This is a genomic window from Flavobacterium alkalisoli (assembly GCF_008000935.1).
Taxonomy (GTDB): Bacteria; Bacteroidota; Bacteroidia; order Flavobacteriales; family Flavobacteriaceae; genus Flavobacterium; species Flavobacterium alkalisoli.
The window spans coordinates 2287333-2309466 of sequence record NZ_CP042831.1 but is presented as its reverse complement, the minus strand read 5'-3'; the positions used below and the strand labels follow the sequence as shown (position 1 = coordinate 2309466).

General features: G+C 38.3%; 21 protein-coding genes and 1 pseudogene. 15 read left to right on the top strand and 7 right to left on the bottom strand.

From position 1 onward, the window contains the following. Positions 1 to 98 precede the first annotated feature (98 nt). Positions 99 to 799 (top strand): annotated as a pseudogene (locus tag FUA48_RS10240) (LytR/AlgR family response regulator transcription factor). On the opposite strand, the gene priA reads toward FUA48_RS10240, so the two are convergent. The 4 genes from priA to nadC all read right to left on the bottom strand — a co-directional run bounded on the left by priA (position 796) and on the right by nadC (position 5665). Further along, a complete protein-coding gene (gene priA, locus FUA48_RS10235; RefSeq protein ID WP_147583441.1) occupies positions 796 to 3246 on the bottom strand; it encodes a replication restart helicase PriA in 2451 nt (816 codons plus the stop codon). The pseudogene FUA48_RS10240 and the gene priA overlap by 4 nt on opposite strands. Before the next feature lie 185 nt (positions 3247 to 3431). After that, positions 3432 to 3860, bottom strand: coding sequence for a DUF2147 domain-containing protein (locus FUA48_RS10230; RefSeq protein ID WP_129750138.1), 429 nt, complete (start codon positions 3858 to 3860; stop codon positions 3432 to 3434). Between the two features lie 21 nt (positions 3861 to 3881). Beyond that, the gene (locus FUA48_RS10225) at positions 3882 to 4808 is read right to left on the bottom strand and encodes a YihY/virulence factor BrkB family protein (protein WP_129750137.1); all 927 of its coding nucleotides are present in this window, start codon (positions 4806 to 4808) and stop codon (positions 3882 to 3884) included. Beyond that, a complete protein-coding gene (gene nadC, locus FUA48_RS10220; RefSeq protein ID WP_147583440.1) occupies positions 4808 to 5665 on the bottom strand; it encodes a carboxylating nicotinate-nucleotide diphosphorylase in 858 nt (285 codons plus the stop codon). Before nadC ends, FUA48_RS10225 begins: the two co-directional genes overlap by 1 nt. Positions 5666 to 5779: 114 nt before the next feature. Between nadC and FUA48_RS10215 the strand changes: the two genes are divergently transcribed. The 4 genes from FUA48_RS10215 to rlmH all read left to right on the top strand — a co-directional run bounded on the left by FUA48_RS10215 (position 5780) and on the right by rlmH (position 7985). Continuing rightward, positions 5780 to 6460 (top strand): hypothetical protein, encoded by a 681-nt coding sequence (locus tag FUA48_RS10215; protein ID WP_147583439.1) that lies wholly within the window; start codon positions 5780 to 5782, stop codon positions 6458 to 6460. 24 nt (positions 6461 to 6484) lie between these two features. Further along, positions 6485 to 6946, top strand: coding sequence for a hypothetical protein (locus FUA48_RS10210; RefSeq protein ID WP_147583438.1), 462 nt, complete (start codon positions 6485 to 6487; stop codon positions 6944 to 6946). A gap of 3 nt (positions 6947 to 6949) precedes the next feature. Then, entirely contained in the window at positions 6950 to 7444 is a 495-nt protein-coding gene (locus FUA48_RS10205) for a hypothetical protein (RefSeq protein WP_147583437.1), read from the top strand. Positions 7445 to 7511: 67 nt separating this feature from the next. Then, the gene (rlmH, locus tag FUA48_RS10200) at positions 7512 to 7985 is read left to right on the top strand and encodes a 23S rRNA (pseudouridine(1915)-N(3))-methyltransferase RlmH (protein ID WP_147583436.1); all 474 of its coding nucleotides are present in this window, start codon (positions 7512 to 7514) and stop codon (positions 7983 to 7985) included. Positions 7986 to 8082: 97 nt separating this feature from the next. Here the strand turns inward: rlmH and folP are convergent, their stop codons facing one another. Next, complete coding sequence (gene folP / locus FUA48_RS10195) at positions 8083 to 8907, bottom strand: dihydropteroate synthase (RefSeq protein WP_147583435.1); 825 nt, start codon at positions 8905 to 8907, stop codon at positions 8083 to 8085. A gap of 86 nt (positions 8908 to 8993) precedes the next feature. On the opposite strand from folP, the gene FUA48_RS10190 reads away from it, so the two are divergent. From FUA48_RS10190 to FUA48_RS10160, 7 genes are all read left to right on the top strand, one after another. Then, positions 8994 to 9536, top strand: a complete 543-nt coding sequence (locus FUA48_RS10190) for a DUF1599 domain-containing protein (RefSeq protein WP_147583434.1) — start codon at positions 8994 to 8996, stop codon at positions 9534 to 9536. 58 nt (positions 9537 to 9594) lie between these two features. Then, positions 9595 to 10578: a TlpA family protein disulfide reductase gene (locus FUA48_RS10185; RefSeq protein ID WP_147583433.1), complete on the top strand. Its 984-nt coding sequence runs from the start codon at positions 9595 to 9597 to the stop codon at positions 10576 to 10578. 2 nt (positions 10579 to 10580) lie between these two features. Continuing rightward, on the top strand, positions 10581 to 10817 hold the full coding sequence (locus tag FUA48_RS10180) for a hypothetical protein (protein ID WP_147583432.1): 237 nt from the start codon (positions 10581 to 10583) through the stop codon (positions 10815 to 10817). Then, entirely contained in the window at positions 10818 to 11894 is a 1077-nt protein-coding gene (locus tag FUA48_RS10175; protein ID WP_147583431.1) for an ABC transporter permease, read from the top strand. Between the two features lie 124 nt (positions 11895 to 12018). Beyond that, entirely contained in the window at positions 12019 to 12531 is a 513-nt protein-coding gene (locus FUA48_RS10170) for a TlpA family protein disulfide reductase (protein WP_147583430.1), read from the top strand. Continuing rightward, entirely contained in the window at positions 12531 to 13283 is a 753-nt protein-coding gene (tpiA, locus tag FUA48_RS10165) for a triose-phosphate isomerase (protein ID WP_147583429.1), read from the top strand. Before FUA48_RS10170 ends, tpiA begins: the two co-directional genes overlap by 1 nt. 213 nt (positions 13284 to 13496) lie before the next feature. Then, positions 13497 to 17429 carry a choice-of-anchor I family protein gene (locus tag FUA48_RS10160; RefSeq protein ID WP_147583428.1) on the top strand — a complete coding sequence of 1311 codons (3933 nt, stop codon included), beginning with the start codon at positions 13497 to 13499 and terminating at the stop codon, positions 17427 to 17429. Positions 17430 to 17525: 96 nt separating this feature from the next. Here FUA48_RS10160 and FUA48_RS10155 read toward each other — a convergent pair whose 3' ends face one another. Further along, positions 17526 to 18743 (bottom strand): porin, encoded by a 1218-nt coding sequence (locus tag FUA48_RS10155; RefSeq protein WP_147583427.1) that lies wholly within the window; start codon positions 18741 to 18743, stop codon positions 17526 to 17528. 197 nt (positions 18744 to 18940) lie between these two features. Between FUA48_RS10155 and prmA the strand changes: the two genes are divergently transcribed. Both prmA and FUA48_RS10145 read left to right on the top strand, forming a co-directional pair. Next, a complete protein-coding gene (gene prmA, locus FUA48_RS10150) occupies positions 18941 to 19774 on the top strand; it encodes a 50S ribosomal protein L11 methyltransferase (protein ID WP_147583426.1) in 834 nt (277 codons plus the stop codon). Positions 19775 to 19797: 23 nt separating this feature from the next. After that, on the top strand, positions 19798 to 20073 hold the full coding sequence (locus FUA48_RS10145) for an ATP-dependent Clp protease adaptor ClpS (RefSeq protein ID WP_147583425.1): 276 nt from the start codon (positions 19798 to 19800) through the stop codon (positions 20071 to 20073). Between the two features lie 71 nt (positions 20074 to 20144). On the opposite strand, the gene FUA48_RS10140 is transcribed toward FUA48_RS10145, so the two are convergent. Beyond that, positions 20145 to 20678 carry a hypothetical protein gene (locus FUA48_RS10140; RefSeq protein WP_147583424.1) on the bottom strand — a complete coding sequence of 178 codons (534 nt, stop codon included), beginning with the start codon at positions 20676 to 20678 and terminating at the stop codon, positions 20145 to 20147. Positions 20679 to 21153: 475 nt separating this feature from the next. Here FUA48_RS10140 and FUA48_RS10135 point away from each other — a divergent pair, with 475 nt between their 5' ends. Next, positions 21154 to 22035, top strand: a complete 882-nt coding sequence (locus FUA48_RS10135; protein WP_147583423.1) for a T9SS type A sorting domain-containing protein — start codon at positions 21154 to 21156, stop codon at positions 22033 to 22035. The last annotated feature ends 99 nt before the right edge of the window (positions 22036 to 22134 follow it).

Below are 22134 nucleotides of genomic sequence, written 5' to 3'. Positions count from 1 at the left end.
GTTTTTTAAAAGTTAAAAAGTAGATTTTTTATCTATATTTGTATTTATCCAAACTAAAACCAAGAAAACATTGCTAAACGTTACAAATCTAACTAATCATGAAACTTAACTGTGTTGTTGTTGACGATAGCACAATACATAGGATCACGATTGCCAAGCTCGTAAACGATCACCCGGATCTAAACCTGGTAGGTGATTTCTCTAATGCATCGGAAACACGTAATTGCATATTGAGCAAACCTGTTGACCTTTTGTTTCTGGATATAGAAATGCCGGTACAAAGCGGGGTACCTACTTGACGGGCTTAAAAAAAGACCTCAGATTATTGTTGTATCGTCTAAACCCGATTATGCGCTTAAGGCATTTGATTATGCAGCCATAGATTACCTGCATAAACCTATTACAAAAGACCGCTTTAATAAAGCCGTTGAAAAAGCGCTTAACCTGCAAAACCTTAAAAAAGGAAGGAACAGAAGACGAAGGTGATTTTATCTTTATTAAAAGTAACCTTAAGAACTTTAAGATCTTTATCTCTAAGATTAAGTGGATTGAGGCTTACGGCGATTATGTAAAGATTATTACCGAAGACGAAAATCATTTGGTACTGTCTACCATGAAGTCTTTTGAGAACGAGCTTCCAAGCGACAAGTTTATGCGTGTCCACAAATCGTTTATTATAAACATAGACCGCATAGAACGCTTTAACAGCAAGTTTGCAGAGATTGGCCCTGTAAAAATTCCGTTGAGCCGAAACAAAAAGGAAGAACTCGCGCAGGCACTTAACAAATCGTCGTCTTAATAAGGATCTACGTTAACTGTAATCTTTATTGATTTATATTGCGGGACAGCGTCAAAACTGTCCAGTATCTTTCGTATTGCCTTTTTCGTACCCCCCAACGAATTCCCCTGAGGCAGTTTTATCATTATCGTACGGATGTACTCATTCCTTATTCTGCTGATTGCAGGTTCTTCAGGACCAAGTACCGGCATATTTAAATTTTGTGACAACACATTATACACCCACAATGCGCCATCCTTTAATTTTTCATAATCCCTTTGGCGCAGCGTTAGCCTTATAAGCCTGTAAAACGGAGGATACTTAAAGTTATACCTTTCATACACCTGTTCTTTATACATGGCAGGATAATCGTTATCGGTAACCTGCTGAATTATATTGTGCAGCGGATTATAAGTTTGTATAAGTACTTTACCCCTAACATCCTTACGTCCTGCCCTTCCGGCTACCTGAACCATCATTTGAAAAGCACGCTCAAAGGCGCGAAAATCAGGCTGATACAACATATTATCGGCATTAAGGATACCTACCAGACTTACATTATCAAAATGCAGCCCTTTGGCAAGCATTTGTGTACCTACCAGTATATCTATTTCCCTGTTTTTAAAGGCATCTATAATTTTTTCGTAACCAAACTTACCCCGTGTAGTATCCTGATCCATTCGCCACACATTTTTAGTCGGGAACAGCTCTTTAAGTTCCATCTCTATCTGCTCTGTACCAAAACCTTTGGTAGACAAATCGGTCGAGTGGCATTGGTGGCAATGTGTAGGGTTTGCAATACTGTAACCACAGTAATGGCAGCGCAACTGGTTTTTAAACTTATAATAGGTTAAACTCACATCACATTGCGGACATTGCGGTACGTGCCCACAGGTCATACATTCTACCCACGGCGAGAATCCCCTCCTGTTTTGAAACAATATTACCTGCCTGTCCTCGCTCAGCGCTTCGGCAATAGCCTCATTAAGCGTATCGCTAAAGTGCCCTGTCATGCGTTTACGTTTGTACTTGTCCTTAAGATCTACCAATACAATTTCCGGCGGCATTACATTTCCGTAGCGCTCTTTAAGCTCCACATAACCATATTTACCTCCCGTAGCATTGTAGTAGGTTTCTATACCGGGAGTGGCAGAACCTAGCAATACCTTAGCATCAAACATACCGGCAAGCACTATAGCCGCATCGCGGGCATGATATCGCGGTGCAGGATCTTGTTGTTTGAAAGTTTGTTCGTGCTCTTCATCTATAACTATTAGTCCGAGATCCTTAAACGGAAGGAATAAAGCTGACCTCGCTCCTATTATCACCTTTGCCTTTTCGGAATCCTCAAGTACCTGCTGCCAGGTTTCTATACGCTCGTTATTGGAGTATTTTGAGTGGAATACCGCCACCTGATTACCAAAATAAGCCGTTAACCTGACAACCAACTGGGTTGTAAGGGCTATTTCGGGCAACAGGTACAATACCTGTTTACCACTATTTATAAACTCTTCTATGAGTTTTATGTAAATCTCGGTCTTACCGCTGGAGGTTATACCATGCAGCAACGTAACCTGAAATTTATCAAAACTACCTTTTATACCATCAAAGGCTTCCTGCTGTTTAGGACTCAACCCAAACGCCGAATCGTCTGCCTTTTCAAACTGCACACGGTCTTCTTCAATATGGTACTCTTCAAAAATATCTTTATCTACAAGCGATTTTACCACCGCTGCCGTAGCACCCGAAGCCTCCATAAAATGCTTTACAGCTATGGGTTTCTTTTCCCTTGCCTGCAACTGGAAATAATACATTACCGCTTCCCTTTGTTTTTGGGCTCGGGATAGTATTTCCATCAGTTCGCTGAGGTTCTCTTCCTGAAGGAATTCAGGCTGCATCCTGATGTAGCGTATGGTTTTTGGCTTGTATTTTTCGTTTATTTCTTCCTGTAGCGATATGGCATTCTTAGCAATAAGCTTATTGATTACCGGCAGGGTTGTTTTTTTATTGAGAATGGCTGCCACCTCCTGTATTTTGAGTGCCGACTGCGTTTGCAGCGCTTCATATACAAGATACTCCTCATCAGAAAGCTGAGTATCATTTATACTAAAATCTTTTTTAGACGTGATAATAGTTTCACTTTCCAGAAGATAACCGCTTGGCATAGCCGACTTATACACATCGCCTATACTGCACATGTAGTAGGAAGCTATCCACTCCCAGTGCTTTAATTGAATTTCGGTTACGATAGGAAAATCATCCAGTATCTGGTGGATTTCCTTTGCCTGATAAAGCTGTGGCGGGGTTTGATGTAAATCGACAACAAGGCCTGTATATATTTTATTACGCCCAAAAGGTACTGCCACGCGCATGCCTTTTTTTATAAAACCATACTCCGCCTCATTAATGGCATATGTAAAAGGTTTTGGCAGCGCTAGGGGTAAAATTACTTCTATAAAAAAGGGCATACAGGCTTGTAGTTAGATTTTAATACAAATATAAAACAACCGGATAATATATTTGAGGCTTGCAGTATTGATATTCATCGTACAGACTTAACTAACTTAGCATCTTAGCAACTCAGAAACTAAGGAATAAAAAAACACTCCGTTACCGGAGTGTTTTCCCTCTATTGTGTTTGTTTATTTGGTATTTACTTTACCCTGTGCCACGTTTGGGAACGACCTATGAATGAAAATCCAACGTATCCCCTTACATCAAGCTTATCCTTACCATCAAGCTTAACGGTACAGCTGTAAAGTTTTCCTTTATTAGGATCAAGAATATCACCATCGGTATATTCATCACCATCTTTTGTAAGTCCTTTTATAATAACAAGTCCTAAAATAGGCTTGTCTTTATCTGCACCCGAACATTTGGTGCATTTTGCATCTTTTTTCGCCGGATTTAGTATCTCTACTACTTTTCCGTAAATTTTACCATCCTTCTCATAAATCTCTACAATAGATTTTTCCTCACCAGTCTCATCATCAATGGTTTTCCATTTTCCGGTTACCTGGGCACTTGCCGAAAATACTCCGGCTATTGCTATAAACAATACTGTTAAAAAGTACTTCTTCATAAAAAATGCATTTAAGTTTTGTTAAATATATAAATTTTTCCGTTTTAATTTATGAATTAGCGCATTTAATTCGAACCCTAAAAGCAAAATAAAGCAGTTAATCCATATGTAAAGCATAAGTACAAGAAGCGTACCAATTGATCCGTAAAGTTTATTGTACTGCGCGAACCTTAGCACATAAATACCGAATACATAAGACGTTATAACAAACAATATGGTGGTAAAAACCGAGCCGTAACTAAAGAATGCTGCCCCTTTTGTCTCTTTAGCTGCAAACTTAAACAGTAAAGATGTAATGGTTAATACCATAAGGATAAGGAAAGCATAACGGCCAAGTTCTAAATAAATAACATCGTCGGTTAAAAAGCCCCTACTTTTAAGCTGCTCTATAATTACCTGTAATGTAACGATAGCCGCAACAGTGATCAGTAATATTACAGACAGCATTAGCGACAGCCCGATTGCAACTGCATACTGCCTGAAATAGCTGCGTTTTATGGTAATGTGCAATGACGACTGAAATCCGCTAAGTATAGCATTCATTCCGTTTGACATCAGGAGAATGGCCAGCAAGATACCCGTAGAAAGAAGGCTACCGTAACTGTTTTCCATAATATCATCAAGAATGTCCTTTATGGCATAAAAAGTATTGGGCGGAACGTTTTCCTGCACAAACTGCATAAAGTCGGCCTGAAAGCCCTGTACGGGGATTTTAGGTATAAGGTTAAGTATAAACAGCGCAAAGGGAAACAGCGACATAAAAAAGCTGAATGCAATGGCACCGGCACGGTAAGACACGTCGCCTTTTACAATACCGGTTATATAAAGCTCTGTAAGGTGGTACAGCGTAAGCCCCTCCCCCCATGGCAGCTTGATGCTTTTACCAAACTTTACCAGGTACTTTATAACGGGCGTACGCTCCAGTTTATGTTCCAGTTCTAGTGACATTAAAAGGCTTTTAAGCTTAAGTCAAGATTATAGATTGAATGGGTTAACGCCCCCGATGATATAAAGTCTACACCACACTCGGCATAATGGCGCATGGTGTTTTCGTTTATACCTCCGGATGATTCTGTCTGGCAGTAATCGCCAATAAGAGCCACTGCTTCTCGGGTTTGCTCATAATCGAAGTTATCAAGCAATATACGGTGTACACCCGGGTTTGCTATTATTTCGCGAACCTCATCTAAATCACGTGCCTCAACAATTATCTTAAGGTCAAGATTATTGGCTTTAAGGTAATCATTAGTTTTTGTAATGGCCTGGGTAATTCCGCCTGCAAAGTCTATGTGGTTGTCTTTAAGCATAACCATATCATACAGGGCAAAGCGGTGGTTTTCGCCCCCTCCTATTTTCACGGCCCATTTTTCCAGTGCGCGTATTCCCGGAGTGGTCTTGCGGGTATCCAGCACTTTTGTACCTGTACCTTCCAGTATATCTACATATTTTTTTGTCTTTGTTGCAATGGCACTCATACGCTGCATAGCATTAAGCACCAGCCTTTCGGCTTTAAGGATAGACTGCGAACTCCCCGAGACATGAAAAGCCACATCGCCATATTTTACGGGAGTACCGTCCTGTAAAAACACTTCTATTGCAAGGTTTGGGTCTACATAGGCAAATACCTGTTTGGCAAAGTCTACCCCGGCAAGTATGCCTTCGTCTTTTACTAAAAGTTTGGCGCGCCCGGTAGCGGTTGAAGGTATACAGGCCAGCGAGCTATGGTCGCCGTCACCTACATCTTCCCTTATGGCATTTGCAATAATTATATCGAGTTCTTTTTGAAATTGAGTATCCGAAATCATCAGTATTTATTATAGTAACGCTAAAGTAATGGTTTTTTTTGGAAATGGGAAGCGAATGTTTACAGAGGTAACGTAAGGGTAATTTTCTATATTTGCTTTATAACCTTACTATCTATGTTTAAAAAATATTTTTTCATTATACACCTCATTTTGTTATCGCTAACTGTAAAAGCTCAAGAAAACAAAAATGACATAGAGAATTTAATCAATCAGGTAATGGACTCTCTAATACCTCAAGAAAGAGAATATTTTCTATTAAGAGACGAAAGCTCTGTAATTAAATTTAAAAAATCATACTATGAATACTATGTAAAATATGAATTTAAACCTCATATAATACAAGATTTTCCTGTTGAAATCTTGTTGGCATCTGATTCTACCGAAATAAAATGGTATGATTACAATATAAAAAGAGCCAGACGTTATGACCCTGAAAATGCTAAAAGGTATAACTGGAATGGTAATTTTGTTATACACACTTTAGTTCCTTATAATACTCCCGAAAAAATTATTGATAGTATTTTATTTAAGACAGACAAAATACCGATCAGAGTAAAGAGACATTGGAGTGAAAAGAAAATTGATAAAGAAATTGAAAAACAAGAAGTTGTATTGCGTAAAAAATACAAAGATGAAGAGAAATATATTTACCGTATTTCTACACCTACTTTTTCAGAAGATAAAAAGTTTGCATACTTCTCATTAAATAACAGATTTGTACAGTGTATATATTTATACAAAAAAGTGAATGATAAATGGATGCTCATATATGAATTCGCATGTAAAGTACACTAACCTTAATTCTTACATACTACACCAATGCAAGACCTTATTAACGAAGAAGAATTTGTACATTCGAAACCTTATAATCCATGGAAATGGTTCTTGATGTTTTACTGTCTAACAATAGCTTATATTCTATTTACTTACTTTGTTGGCGGATTATTAAAAATACAGCCTGAGAATTTTGTACTATTTATGATGACAGATTTCACCTTGCCCTTTGTAATGATATTTGCTAAAAAACAAAATATATTACTCCCTTACAAAACGATAATAGCTGCCGTAACAGGAATATACATAATATACATTTCCATACAACTCACACAGCTTTATTTAAATTTAAATATTGGCAATAATCCGTTAATCCCCAAAAGTTTATTTTTTTTCGCTGCCAAAACTCCTTTAATTACAAAATCAGTTTCTTTACTGGCAAGCCTTATTATTTTTTTAAGTATTGTTACATATAAACGCAGAAAAGTATCAAAAATCACAAATTAAAACATGCAGGACTTACTTAACGAAAACGAGTTTATACAAACCAAAACCTATAATCCATGGAAAAGGTATATGATATTCTATATAATTGTAACTGTACATGCAGTTTTAATCTTAATAACTACTTTATTCAATGAGCCGGAAAATATAGCTACTTTATTCTCCTGTACTTTATATTTCATTTCACCTTTAATCGTTCCTTTTATCCTGGCTTTAGGTAAAAAAAATTTTATAAAATCAGGCTTAGTAACCACTGTTTTAGGTATTGCGTTATTAAATTTCATTTATCCCTTGCTATTTATAATAATAATATGGTTAAGAGGGGAATATATTTTTGTAGATGAGTCCCCAATGACTATTGCGTTAGGAATAGTTGTATTAACTTTCCTTTGCACACTGTTAATCATTCCTATAATAATAGGGATTCGTGCCATCTTAATAAAAAAGCATAAAAAGAAAGAAGAAAAAGCACTTGAAGTCCATAAAAGATATTTCTCCTAACGTCGAAATGACAGCTTCCTTATAACTTTATATCTTTGCAGCTCTAAACACTGCAACTCTAAAAAGCATGAATATTAAACTGCTCGCTATAGGCAAAACCGATAATAAAGCCCTGCAAACCTTAATAGACGATTACACAAAAAGGTTATCGTTTTATGTAAAGTTTGATTTGGAAATTATACCGGACATAAAAAACGTGAAGAACCTTAGCGAAGCACAACAAAAGGAAAAGGAAGGCGAACTGATACTATCTAAGCTTTCCCCTACCGATCAGTTAATTCTGCTTGACGAAAACGGCAAATCGTTTTCCAGCGTTGGCTTTTCAGACGAACTGCAAAAGAAGATGAACTCAGGGGTAAAAACGCTGGTTTATGTTATTGGCGGCCCATACGGATTCTCACAGACTGTATACTCTAAGGCACAGGGAAAAATATCGCTTTCGGCTATGACCTTCAGCCACCAAATGGTACGCTTATTCTTTATCGAGCAACTTTACAGGGGCTTTACCATTTTAAGGAATGAGCCTTATCATCATCAGTAACGTGAATTTGGTGATTTGGTAATACGGTTATTTGGGCACACCCCGGCTTCGCCACCCCTCTCAAGAGGGGAATGCTCACTCAATACCAATATCTAAATTAACGAAGAAAATGAGAATAGATCTTTACCGCCTCAACCGCTTCCTTAACATCGTGTACCCTTAAAATATTGGCACCCTTACTTAGTGCTATGGTATTTAATACGGTAGTTCCGTTAAGTGCTTCCTGCGGAGTTACGCCAAGCAGTTTATAAATCATCGATTTACGTGATACACCTGCCAGTATTGGGAATTCTGTCATTTTAAACAGCTCCATCTTATTGAGTACCTCATAGTTTTGCTGTAATGTTTTTGCAAAACCAAAACCGGGATCTATAATAATATCGTCTATGCCAAAACTACGGGCTTCGGCTGTTTTTTGAGAAAAATACAGCAGCATCTCTTTTACGATATCCTCATAGTCGGTAAGTTTAGTCATGGTTTGCGGAGTACCGCGCATGTGCATCATTATATAAGGCACTTTTAGCTCCCCTACCGTTTGCATCATCTTATCGTCAAGGCCACCGGCAGCAATATCATTCACTATGGCAGCACCGGCCTCAATAGCTGCTTTGGCAACGGCTGCCCTAAATGTATCTGCTGATATAATCGCTTCCGGAAAATGCTTCAGTATCAGCTCAACGGCAGGTACCATTCTCGCCAGCTCCTCTTCTTCGCTTACAAAGTCGGCATTAGGCTTGGTTGAGTAAGCCCCTACATCAATAAAATCGGCTCCTTCGGTTAAAATACGCTCTGCCTGTTTTATAAATTCGGTTTCCGCTTTATACTTCCCTCCGTCAAAAAAAGAATCGGGTGTACAGTTAAGTATCCCCATAACTTTGGGTTGTGTAAGGTCTATAAGAGTGCCTTTGCAGTTAATGGTCATAATTAGCCGTATTATTAAAAAAGCGCCTTTGGGAGTTGGGTGCTTTTTAGTACATTTGAAAAAATTTCAAGCAAATATACACCGAAATGAGGAATACTTCTCAGGAATATGATAACGTAATTGCCTACTGCAGGCAGCTATATACAAACAAAATGAAGGATTATGGCTGTGCATGGCGCATTTTACGCCTTCCTTCACTAACCGATCAGATTTTTATTAAAGCACAGCGCATACGCAGCCTTCAGGAAAATGAAACCCGCAGGATTGACGAAGGTGAGGCTCCTGAGTTTGTAGGCATTATTAACTACTCCATCATGGCGCTTATACAAATTGAACTTGGCGTTGCCGAGCAGCCCGATCTAAGTGTAGATGAAGCCACAAGGCTGTATGATGAAAAGATTGCCCTTACCAAAGAGCTTATGGAGGCTAAAAACCATGACTATGGCGAGGCATGGCGTGATATGAGGGTAAGTTCGCTAACCGACCTTATACTTCAAAAAATACTTCGCGTTAAACAGATTGAGGACAACAAAGGGAAAACCATAGTATCGGAAGGTATAGATGCCAATTATCAGGACATGATAAACTATGCGGTATTTGCACTGATACACATGAAGTTCCACCAATAACATCTCATTAACAAAAGCTGGGGACATATACCCTATTTTTGAGAAAACTATACATCCAATGGAAAGCACAAAAAGATTTTTACCTGTACTATTAAGGCTTATTGTCGCCTTTTTGTTCATAATTTCGGCAGTAGCCAAAATGTACCCTTCACCTTATTTTGCCATCTCAACTTTTGAGGTTAAGCAGCTTTACCCTATGGGTTTCACACCGGAGGTTGCTGTTTTCTTCTCCAGGATACTTATTGGTATCGAGTTGGCATTAGGTCTGTTACTTTTACAGTCGCATTTCCTTAAAAGACTGGTTATTCCGGGTACTATCTTACTGTTAGTTGTATTTATAGTCCATCTAACCATACAAACCCTAAGCGGTGCAGGTGGTAACTGTGGCTGTTTTGGTGAATTGTTACCTATGACACCTGTTGAGGCAATCATTAAAAATGTTATTGCCGTAGCACTGCTTATATGGCTTAGCAGGTTATTACCTAAAGGTTTTGACAGAAAGAACTTCTGGGTAGTTACTAGTATTACTCTGGCATCTGTGCTTATGGTATTTATGCTTGCTCCTATTAAGGCATCTCAATATGATACAGAAAGCACAACTGCTGTTACAGCCAATAGTGCTGTAGATACAGACGGACCTGCTCCGGTACAGTCGGCTTACTCTAAATACTTTGCCGAGGTTGATAACGGAAAGAAAATCATGGCGTTTTTCGCCCCTGGCTGCGACCATTGTATGGAAGCTGCAAAACAGCTTACAGAGTTAAAGGCTAAAGACGAAAACTTCCCTGAAATGTATATTATATTTATGGATGAAGAACCTGAAAAAATTCCAGATTTCTTTAAATATGCAGGTGCAGAATACCCATACAAAGTTCTTGATGTGGTTGCCTTTTGGAATGCCATAGGCAATACTAAAGATACTCCCGGGGTAAGCTACCTGTGGAACGGTAACGTTATTAAAGAATGGGAAGGTATTAACGATAATAAGTTTGTACCTGCCGAACTGGAAGAAGTATACAAGCAACCTTATTCAGGTAACTAATTATGGAAGAAAATAACAATCAAAATATCCAGCCGGAAGCACCAAAAAGAAAACCTAACCCGTTATTTGCAATCGCTTTCTTTTATCTGCTTGGTTTTTTACTAACCAGAAAAGGCTCTACCGAAACTACACTAAGCACTATTATGCTTGTTTTAGGATGGGTACTGCTTGTGGCTTCAATGGTATTGTCTGTTCTGTTTTTTGTAAGAACTTTTAAAGACATCTTAAAAAAGAAATAATTGATAAAATACCTTTTATACAAAACAGGATATGCACTGCTAACACTTTTTGGAGTGATTACGGTCATATTCTTTTTGTTTACGGTATTACCCGGCGACCCTGCCCGACTCATGCTCGACCAAAACGAAAACTCGGAACAGATAGCCATTATCAAAAAGAAATACGGTTTTGATCAACCCATCTCTAAGCAATACCTGTACTACCTGAACGATTTGTCGTTTATTTCCTTTCACAGTACAAACCCTGATGATTATACACATCTAACCGAAGGCAAGTATAGTGCCGTAAAACTTTTTACCATAGGCAATACAACAACTGTATTAAAAGCGCCTTACCTGCGTGAAAGCTTCCAAAAAAACGGAAAGAAGGTTACTCAGGTTATTGGCGATACACTCCCTAACACGGTTGTACTTGCAATATCGGCCATTGTAATAGCCATCATCATAGGTATTATACTGGGTATTATATCGGCATTATATAAAGATACGTGGCTGGACAGGCTTATTGCTTTGGTAAGCACATTAGGCATGAGCCTCCCCTCCTTTTTTGCGGCCATATTATTTGCCTGGGTATTCGGGTTCCTATTACACAAATACACGCATCTGGATATGACGGGCAGCCTTTATGAAGTAGACGACTTTGGTGAAGGCAAATACATAAAATGGAAAAACCTTATCCTGCCTGCTATTGTACTGGGTATACGTCCGCTTGGGGTAGTAATACAGCTTATGCGTAACTCCCTGCTGGAAGTATTGAGTCAGGATTACATCCGTACGGCAAGAGCAAAAGGATTGAGTGAAATACGAATCATCCGCAAACATGCTCTTAAAAATTCGCTTAACCCCGTAGTTACTGCTATTTCGGGTTGGTTTGCTTCCATGCTTGCCGGAGCCGTTTTTGTGGAATACATTTTTGGCTGGAACGGACTTGGTAAAGAGGTTGTAGAAGCCCTAAACACCCTCGACCTTCCTGTTATAATGGGATCGGTACTGGTAATAGCCACCACTTTTGTTATTATCAACATCCTGGTAGATATCATTTATGCCTACCTTGACCCTAAGATAAGGTTAAGCTAGATACACTGCTGTTTTACGAAAACGATATAATTGTTTTTCCTCAAATTTTCCTGCTAAATATTTAGTTTTTAAACGATATTTGTTGCTTTACTTATTGTAAATTTGTTGTTCTAACAATTAAAAAATGAAAAAAATACTGTTATTACCATTAATCTTTTTCGGGCTTTTTTCGTGTGGAGAAAAAAATGACGGACCTGCCCCAACAACATTTTCTGAACAGGCTCTTGAGGATAATATGAAATCGGCTGATGGTACCGAAGTTCCTTTTAAAGAGATACTGGAAAAATACAAAGGCAAAGTAATTGTAGTGGATATATGGGCATCATGGTGTCCTGACTGTATAAAAGGAATGCCTAAAGTACACGACCTGCAGGATCAGTTTCCTGATGTTACTTACCTGTTTCTTTCGTACGATAAAACCGAAGAAGACTGGAAAATAGGTATCGACAAATACAATGTAAACGGCGAACATTACCTTATAGGCTCAAAATGGAAAGGCGGGGCATTTAGCGAAGCAGTTAAGCTGGACTGGATTCCGCGTTACATGGTAGTAGACAAAGAAGGTAAAATAGCACTTTTCAAAGCTATTGAAGCCGATGACGAACAACTAATAGCGACACTAAAACAACTAAAATAATGAGAAAACAGATTGTTGCAGGAAACTGGAAGATGAATAATGACAGCCAGCAGACTAAGGATTTACTGACTGAAATCTTAACTAAAAAACCTCAAAACACTACTGCTAAAATTGTAGTAGCTCCTACTTTTGTTAATCTGGAAAGTGCAGTTAACAAAACGGCAGGTAGCAATGTAATAGTAGCAGCACAAAATATGCATCAGGCAGAAAACGGCGCTTATACAGGTGAGGTTTCTGTTAGCATGCTAAAAAGCATAAAAGTAAACACTGTTATTTTAGGCCACTCTGAAAGAAGGGCTTATTTTGGCGAAACAAACAGTTTACTTGCCGAGAAGGTAAACACTGCCCTAAAGCACAATCTTACTATCATCTTTTGTTTTGGTGAAGAACTTGCCGACAGGCAAAGCGGCAACCACTTTAACGTAGTGGAAAGCCAGTTAAAAGAAGGTTTATTCCATATTAGTGAAAACCAGTGGCCAAACGTAGTATTGGCATACGAACCGGTTTGGGCTATTGGTACAGGTGAAACTGCTTCACCGGAACAGGCACAGGAAATGCATAATTTTATAAGAACACTTATTAAGGAAAATGTAAGTGCCGATGTTGCCGAAAACACTTCTATCCTTTATGGAGGAAGCGTGAAACCGGATAACGCTAAGGAGATTTTCTCTAAACCGGATGTAGATGGCGGACTTATAGGCGGAGCATCGCTTAAAGCGGATGATTTCCTTGCCATAGTAAATGCTATATAATATTCAAGCAAGCACAAATAGTAAGGCGGTAACAATGTTGCCGCTTTTTTCATGCCTTAGGTAGTTAACCTTAACATTACCTTCTTTACATAAATTTTACTATTTACAAACACTACATCGTTATATCTTAATACTTCATTATTCCACATTTAATGGTAAAGTAAAAAGAGACATAGATTTTTGCAGCAATATTAAACACCACAAAAAAATCGTATGTCAAAAAATTACTTCACAAAACTTTTGCTGGTTTTAGGGGTTTTACTGGTATCACAGTTATCAGGAGCACAAACCCTTATCCACTATTGGAACTTTAACGACAATGCATCGGAAATAGCTATCACTACTCCGTCTCAGTCGTATGTAACAGGTGCTTCAATTACCGTTAATGCAGGAACAGGTAGCCTTATCGATTTTGCAGGCGGTACAGGTCAGAACTTTGACGTTCAGAACCTGAATGCACAAAACGGCGATGCTGCCGGTTCACACTTACGTTTTAACAACCCTATAGGTGGTGGCCTTGTATTTGCCCTTCCTACTACAGGTTTTGAAGATATCATGGTAAAATTTGCTACCCGTCGTTCGGGCTCAGGTGCCGGTACTCAAAACTGGTATTACTCTACCGATGGTACAAACTTTACCCTTTTAACTACCGTAACCCCTAACAATGGCGATCCGGGTCTTGCAACGCTTGACCTTACAGCTATTACAGCCGCAAACAACAATGCTAACTTTAAACTGAAAGTTGAGTTTGAACAAGGTGACGGTGGTACAGGCGGAAACAACCGTTTTGACAACTTTACAGCCGAAGGTGCTGTAATAGGCGGTGGTGACCCAATCGCTCCGGTTGCTACAATTACTCCGGCAAACGAAGCTATTAATGTATTAGTGTCTCAACTACCTACAATCTCTTTTAATGAAGATGTAAGGCTTGCAGACAATACTGCAATTACTAATACAAACATCGACGCAGTAGTAGAACTTCGTTTAAATAACGCTACAGGAACTATTGTTCCGTTTGATGCTACTTTTGCAGACAATACAATTACAATTACTCCTGCTGTTGCCCTTTTAAACAGTCAGCAATATTATGTTGCCCTTCTTCCTAACACTATAGAAGACATGAGCGACAATGCAATTACCGAAACTCAATCGGCTACATTTACAACTATATCTGTACAAACTGCATTTACAGCAGGAGATATGGCTTTTGTAGCTTACAGAATGAATGCTAGCGGAACGGAAGACGAAATTGCCCTTGTTACTTTTGTTGATATCGCTCCGGGTACATTCATCACTCTTACCGATTCTAAATATACTACCAACCCGCAACCACAGTGTACAGACGGTATCGTTTGGACAGCTACAAACTGTGTACCTGCAGGTTCGGTTATCTCTATACAAACTGGTGCTCTTGTTGCCAGTACAGGTATTGTAACCGGTGGTGATTTCGGACTTAGCTCAGGGGGTGACCAGGTAATTGTTTATGCCGGTACAGCTATAGCTCCTAACTACATTACAGCAATGTCATCTAACGCATGGCTAACTGTAAATACTGATTGTGGCGGAAGCAACTCTATGTTGCCTTTAGGGTTAGTTGACGGCACAAGCGCTGTTAACCTTAGTACTGCCGCAGGTAACGTTGACGGCAATACTGCAAACGCATACTACAATGGCACTCAGGAAGGAACTCCTTCTCAACTTAAAGCGGCTATACTAAACCCTGCTAACTGGGTAGGTGTTGCAGCAGGTACTCCTGCACAGGAGTGGCCAACATGGAGCTTCCCTAGTTCGCCAACAGTTCAAAACGTAGCAGTAGTTAATGCAACGACTATTGAACTTACTTTTAATAACGAACTTAATGCAACAAGCGCTGCATTATTAACCAACTATACAGGTATTACCGGACTTACAACAGCAGTTGCAAACGGAAATGTAGTAACACTTACTTATGCTACAGCCTTTGAAGCAGGTATGGAATATACATTAACTGTAAACAGTATTACCGATGAGAATGCTGTAGTAATGGCATGTGAATACAGCTATACTTTTACATACAATACACTTATCTCTTTTGATGAGACTTTTATAGTAGTAAACGAAGATGCAGGTACACTTAACCTTGTTCTTAATCTTGAAGGGCCTGCTACTGCTTCGGTAGACTTAGTAGTTAAAGCTTCTCCGTTCAGTACGGCAGACGCTAATGACTTTACTCTTACTACACAAACCCTGAACTTTACAGGAACAAGTTCTCTTACACAAACAATTGCTATTGCAATTATTGATGACAACGAAGAGGAACAGGCTGCTGAGTATTTTGTTTTAAGCCTTGAAAACCCTGTAGGTATAAATATAACAGGAGACAGCTTTGCAACTATCTACATTAAGGATAACGACAGAATGGCTCCTACCCCTGACCATAGTATTGAGCTTGATTACATTGGTAGTTTCGATCCTTCAGGAACAAACGAGAGTACTTGCGAAATCGTAGTTCACGATCCTGCTACTCAAAGATTGTTCACTACAAGTGCTGTTGCAGGTTACCTTGACATTTTAGATTTCTCTGATCCTACTGCCCCATCTGTAGTATCATCTATAAACATGAATACCTATGGCGGAGTTACCAGTGTAGCTGTTCACAATGGTATTATAGCAGTCGCTTCTCCAAACGTTGAAGAGCATCTTGACGGAAGCGTAGTATTCTTTGATACCGATGGTACATTTATCGCTCAGGTTACTGTAGGTGCCCTACCGGATAATATCTCTTTCACTCCGGACGGAACAAAAGTACTTACAGCAAACGAAGGTCAGCCAAAAAGCGACTACACTGTAGACCCGGAAGGTTCGGTAAGTATTATAGATATTTCAGGAGGTGTGCAAACAGTTGCACAGGGTAACGTAACAACTCTTTACTTTACAGATTACAATGCTCAGGAAGCTGCACTTTTAGCTACAGGAGTAAGAAAAGTATACGCAGGTAGTACACTTTCTCAGGATTTTGAACCTGAATATATTACTTCAAGCGCCGATTCTCAAAAAGCATGGGTTTCCCTACAGGAAAACAATGCTATTGCAGAAATAAACCTTACTAACAATACTATTGCCGATGTATGGTCTTTAGGTACTAAAGATATGAGCCTGCCGGGTAACGGATTTGACATCTCTGATAACAATGGTGAAGTTCTTATCGCAAACTGGCCAATACAGGCATATTATATTCCGGATGCGGTTGCTAACTACAACGTAAACGGTGTAAACTATATCATTACCGCTAATGAAGGTGATGAGAAAGAATATGACAACTTTGAGGAAAGAACAACAATAGGCAACAACGGTTACAGCCTTGATGCTACAATTTTCCCTCAGGCTGCAATGCTTAAAAAGAGCTTTAATGCCGGCCGTATGAGAGTTACCAATGCTAATGGTAATCTTGATGAGGATGCAGAGTACGAACAGATTTTCTGCCTTGGTACACGTTCGTTCTCAATCTTTAATGCCGATACTAAAGAAATTGTTTACGATAGTGGAGACGATTTCGAAATGTATACTTCTACCGATGCTTCTATCAGTGCTTTATTTAACTCTGATAGCGAAGAAAACGGAATTAAAGGAAGAAGCCGTGCTAAAGGCCCTGAGCCGGAAGGCGTAACCGTAGCACAAATAAACGGCAAAACATTTGCATTTGTTGGCCTTGAGCGCGTAGGTGGTGTAATGGTTTATGATGTAACAGACCCTGCAGATGTTAATTTCGTAGACTACAAAAACAGCCGTAGCCTTACAGCTTATGAAGGTGACCATGGTCCTGAAGGTATAACTTACATAAGTGAGGATAACAGCCCTGACGGCAAAGGATATGTAATTATTGCTAACGAAATTAGCGGTACATTAAGTATCTATGAAGTTAATACCGAAAACCTTGGTACAGGAGATTTTGTACAGGCACCAAAAACATTTGTGGTGTTCCCTAACCCTGCTGTAGATGGCACCGCATACTTTAACCGTGCAGCTGACATTGAGGTTTATGACCTAAACGGAAAAATGATACATAGTGCCAAACAGGCATTAAAAATAGATACAACAAATATGGCTTCGGGTATATACATCGTAAAAACATCCGAAGGCATTGTAAAGAAACTGGTAGTTAAGTAGTGTTAAGTAGCAGTTAAGTAGTTTCGTGTTTTTTTTCAAAAAAAATCCTGCCGGTGGGCAGGATTTTTTACTTTATTATGTATTTTATTTTAGCAATTATATACCTATTTCTACCTGGAAACGTACAAGCCATATCTGTCTTGAGTCACCATTATAATAATGAAGATCGTCCATAGAAACTTCCATCTGAGCCTTAAATGCATGTTCCCAAATATATTTAGTAACACCAATACTATACTGATCAGAATCAGGAGAATACATTTCTATATCCTTATGCACTTTCTGATTTGAATAACGACCAATAAGTTCATAATTAGAAGGGAATAAATAACTAAGCTGATAGTCCATACCGTGACCAACAAAAACATAGTTAAAATCGGTTATATCATCAGGATTGTATGTAACCGGATCTTTTGCTGTTCTTTGCATATAAGCCGTTTGGAAAGACCAACCGTCGTACTTAAACATACCATCTAATAAAAGTGACTGCATATCTCTCTTTTCAAAAAGATAGTTACCAAGCTGTCCCTGTGTTTTTCTTGCCCTGTTATTAAACTGGTAAGCACCGGAAACCATTACTTTAGGTTTTTCTTCCCTCTTTAGATCACCTTCAAAAAAGGTACCGTTACTTTTAAATGCACCAAAAGGATATAACTCTACTTTACCTGTATAAGCCAAACCGTTATCCGGTTCTTTAGTTGAGTTTCTTCCCTCCCCCATACTTATGGCACCTTTTAAGTTGTATGAAAACTTGTCCATATATTCGTTAAGGTTGTGTACCTGTAAACCAAAGTCCCTGTCTATAGTAAACCTTGCATTATTTATAGTACGGTCTGTTAACTGTAATGCTCCTGAAGAGTTAATACGCTGGCGGTTACCCGGTAGCTTTGTTTGACCGAAACCTATATTCCAGTGTTTGTTAGGTCGGTAAAATACTATTGCATCCCTAATTATATTAATATTTTCACCTTCATTTATAGATCCTACATCACCCGGCGCAAATGATAGCTGAATTGCATAAAGGAATTTTGGATCACCTACATAACCATCAAAGCGCAGCCTTAACCTTCTTATTTGTCCATCTATAGTACTTACTCCGTCAGATTCAAGATAAGAAACCCTGTTTTGCATCCTGAAGCGGATGTTAAACTGGAAAAGACTGTCCGGCGAAGTCAGTCCAAGCCCCTTACCATAGCTGTAGTATGGTAAAGCAGAAAGTTTAAGGTCATTATTATTTTTTGTCTTTTCTATAGTCACCTGAGCAGAGGCGGCAAGACCAACAAATAATAATAGTGTGATTAACGTGTTTTTCATTTTCGTTCGTTTCGTGTTTTTCGTATTTTTTTGTTAACCTTACGTTGATGCAAATTTCACATTCAATCTGGCAAACATTTGGTAATTTTGTCGCGAATTAACTACCATAAAGCACCATTGTAAAGTTTGCGCAAACTTAATATTAATTATTACTGCGGTATGTTATGTTAATGTTACCTTTGCGAAAAATTAAAGTTATGCAGAACATATATATAGGTTATCATTTTAAAGTAGAGCCTAAAGATCCGGGAACGGAGATACTACTGGCAGAATTGGGAGAAACTCCTTTTGAGAGTTTCATAGAAACGGAAGAAGGCCTTTCTGCATATATCCAAAAAGAATTCTGGACTGAAAATGTTCTTGAGGACATATATATTTTAAATTCTCCTGAATTTAAAATAGAATATACTTTTGAGGAAATAGACCAGGTAAACTGGAATGAGGAATGGGAGAAAAACTTTGAACCTATTGAAGTGGATGATACCTGTTATGTAAGGGCTCCTTTTCATGAAAAGACCAATGCAAAATATGACATTGTTATAGAGCCTAAAATGAGTTTTGGTACCGGGCATCATGAAACTACTTTTATGATGATACAGCATTTGCTTGAAACTGATGTTGAGAACAAAAAGACACTTGACATGGGTTGCGGTACGGCGATACTTGCCATACTTGCCGAGATGAGGGGAGCTAAACCTATTGATGCTATAGATATAGACAACTGGTGCTACCTGAACTCTATAGAGAATGCCGAACGCAATAACTGTAAGCATATTACCGTTTATGAAGGCGACGCTGCCCTTTTAGAAGCTAAAAAATATGACCTGATTATTGCCAACATCAACAGAAATATATTACTGGATGATATGCAGCAGTATAAAGACTGCCTTAACGATGGCGGTACTTTATTACTTAGCGGTTTTTATGAAGAAGACATTCCGTTTATAGATGCTTCGTGCACCGAAAAAGGAATGAAGTTCATAAAAAAGTTTAGCAGAAATAATTGGGTTGCATTAAAATATGTAAATTAGCAACCGGAATTAAATTACTGAATATGAGCACAAAAGAAAAAGTATTAGAAGAAGTATTAGTTGAAGAAGGTATTACCGGCAACAGCGAAATAGTTTTGTTTAATGACGATGTGAATACTTTTGATCATGTTATAGACACACTTATAAGGGTTTGCGACCATACACCTGAACAGGCAGAGCAATGCTCTATAATTGTTCACTACAATGGCAAATGCACCGTTAAGACAGGTGAATATGATAAGCTAAAGCCACAATGCTCACAATTGCTGGAAGCAGGCTTAAGCGCAGAGTTAGTATAAAAATCTTCTATATAAAATAAAAAAGGGATGCATATAGCATCCCTTTTTACTTTTGGTACATTCACTCTACATTATTTCACAAATAAATACTCCACTGCACCAAAGGTTAATACTGCACCACCTGTTTCTTCATCTCTGTCCGGGTAAGTCCCAAACTCATTAGTATATCTTATTTCGTTACCAGTTTTAACAACATTCATTGTTACGGTATCGTCGTTATTATCTACATAAGTAAGTCTTAGGATAACATCGCTTCCTGCACCGCTTAAAAGCTCCCAGTTACCGGCATAAGTAGCTTCTGTACATGCTGAATTTCCTTCGGTAACATCAATTAAAACACTGTTTTTTTGGTACGTTAAAGTATTATCAGCGTTTAAGACTAACTTAGTACCATCATAACAATTCGTTTCCTGCATCTGGTCTTCATGAGAAGTACCGTCTTCATCAAAATCTGTAGGTTCTGCAGTCTTTACAGCCGTTAGGTTGTAAGTACCTTCAATTTGAACCTCATTGTTTACATCCTGTGCATCATCATCACTACTACAAGAAGTTAAACCAAATCCCGTGACTAATAATGTGCATGCTAAAATTCTGAACTTTTTCATTTTGCTATTTTTTAATTTAGGTTAATAATCCCAAATCTATAAAGGCTAATACGTCTTAATGTTAAGGAAACCGTTAATTAAATTTAGTTTAACAAAGCGTTATAAATTATGGTTTTTATAATCCGTTACTATTCAAAGCTTAGCAGGATTATTGTGTACTTTTTGTTAAAAAAGGAAAACAGGCTATAATTAACATGCATTTAATAAACTGATACCCAAACCGGTAAGATGTGAATTGAAAAACATTAGCTAAAAACTATACATTACCTTAACATTTACACATTAACCATAACAATATCTTTAATAACAAAATTAAAAAGTTACTAAAATAATAGCTAAAAAATAAAGCAATTCACAATTTAATGGTTTGAAAATTATGGTTTTATTATTTTGTATAGTTTGTATATAGGTGTAAAATTTACAACGTTTTCGTTTGGTATGTATTTTTATATCTAATCAATTAAATACCAAACCTATGAAACAAAAATTACTAAAAAACGGCAAGCTGTATTTATGCGGTTTACTACTGTCGTTACCCTTATTTAAAGCACAGGCGCAACTTGAATTTACAGTAGATGCTTCGGCAAATTGGACAGGATATGCAAATATCTTTGAAAATAACGAAACACAGGATTACCTGTGGGGAAGTCCGTGGGGATTAGGAGATATCAAAACCGTAATTAATACCGGAGATAACACCGTTACACTTTATCCTAATTACAATGTATATAACACAGGGGATGATCCTGCCTACTGGACAAACGGTGAGTATGGCAACAAAGTATTTGAAGGAAGCACCTATCAGGAAAGCCTTGAATGGGTGGGTCAGGATGTAACTTTTACAGGATATGTATCCAGCAATACCCTTATAGAAGACTATACAGCCGTTGCCTTTGTTAAGGCATTAAACCCTGACAACAATTATTCGCTTGATGTATATGCTACAGCAGAGCTTATTGAAGGCGAAAACTTTACAATTACTGTTCCTGCCGATCAGTTAACCAGCGGATTATTAGTTCAGTTTGGTTTCTCGGTTACAGGACTAAACGGAAACCCTGCTCATGAAAACGATAATGGTAATATTGTCGTTACTCAGGCGCAGGAATTGAGTACGGATAGTTTTTCTCATAATACCCTAACCTTATACCCTAACCCTGTTAGTGATGTGCTTACTGTAACCAATAGCCAATTGGTTAAAAACATAACCATCTACAACATGATGGGGCAAAAGGTTATGGAAAATGCTCCTCAACAGGAAACTGCAGCTGTTAACGTATCATCATTAACCTCAGGTGTATATATAATAAGTGTATCTGATGGTGAAGCCGAAACAACTGCACGCTTTATTAAACAATAACTTTTTCTTCAATTAATTTCTAAGGAGTGTATCAACCGCCTAAACATAGCTTAGGCGGTTTTGTTATTTAAAGTAAGTGTAAAATTTATTTTCTAATTG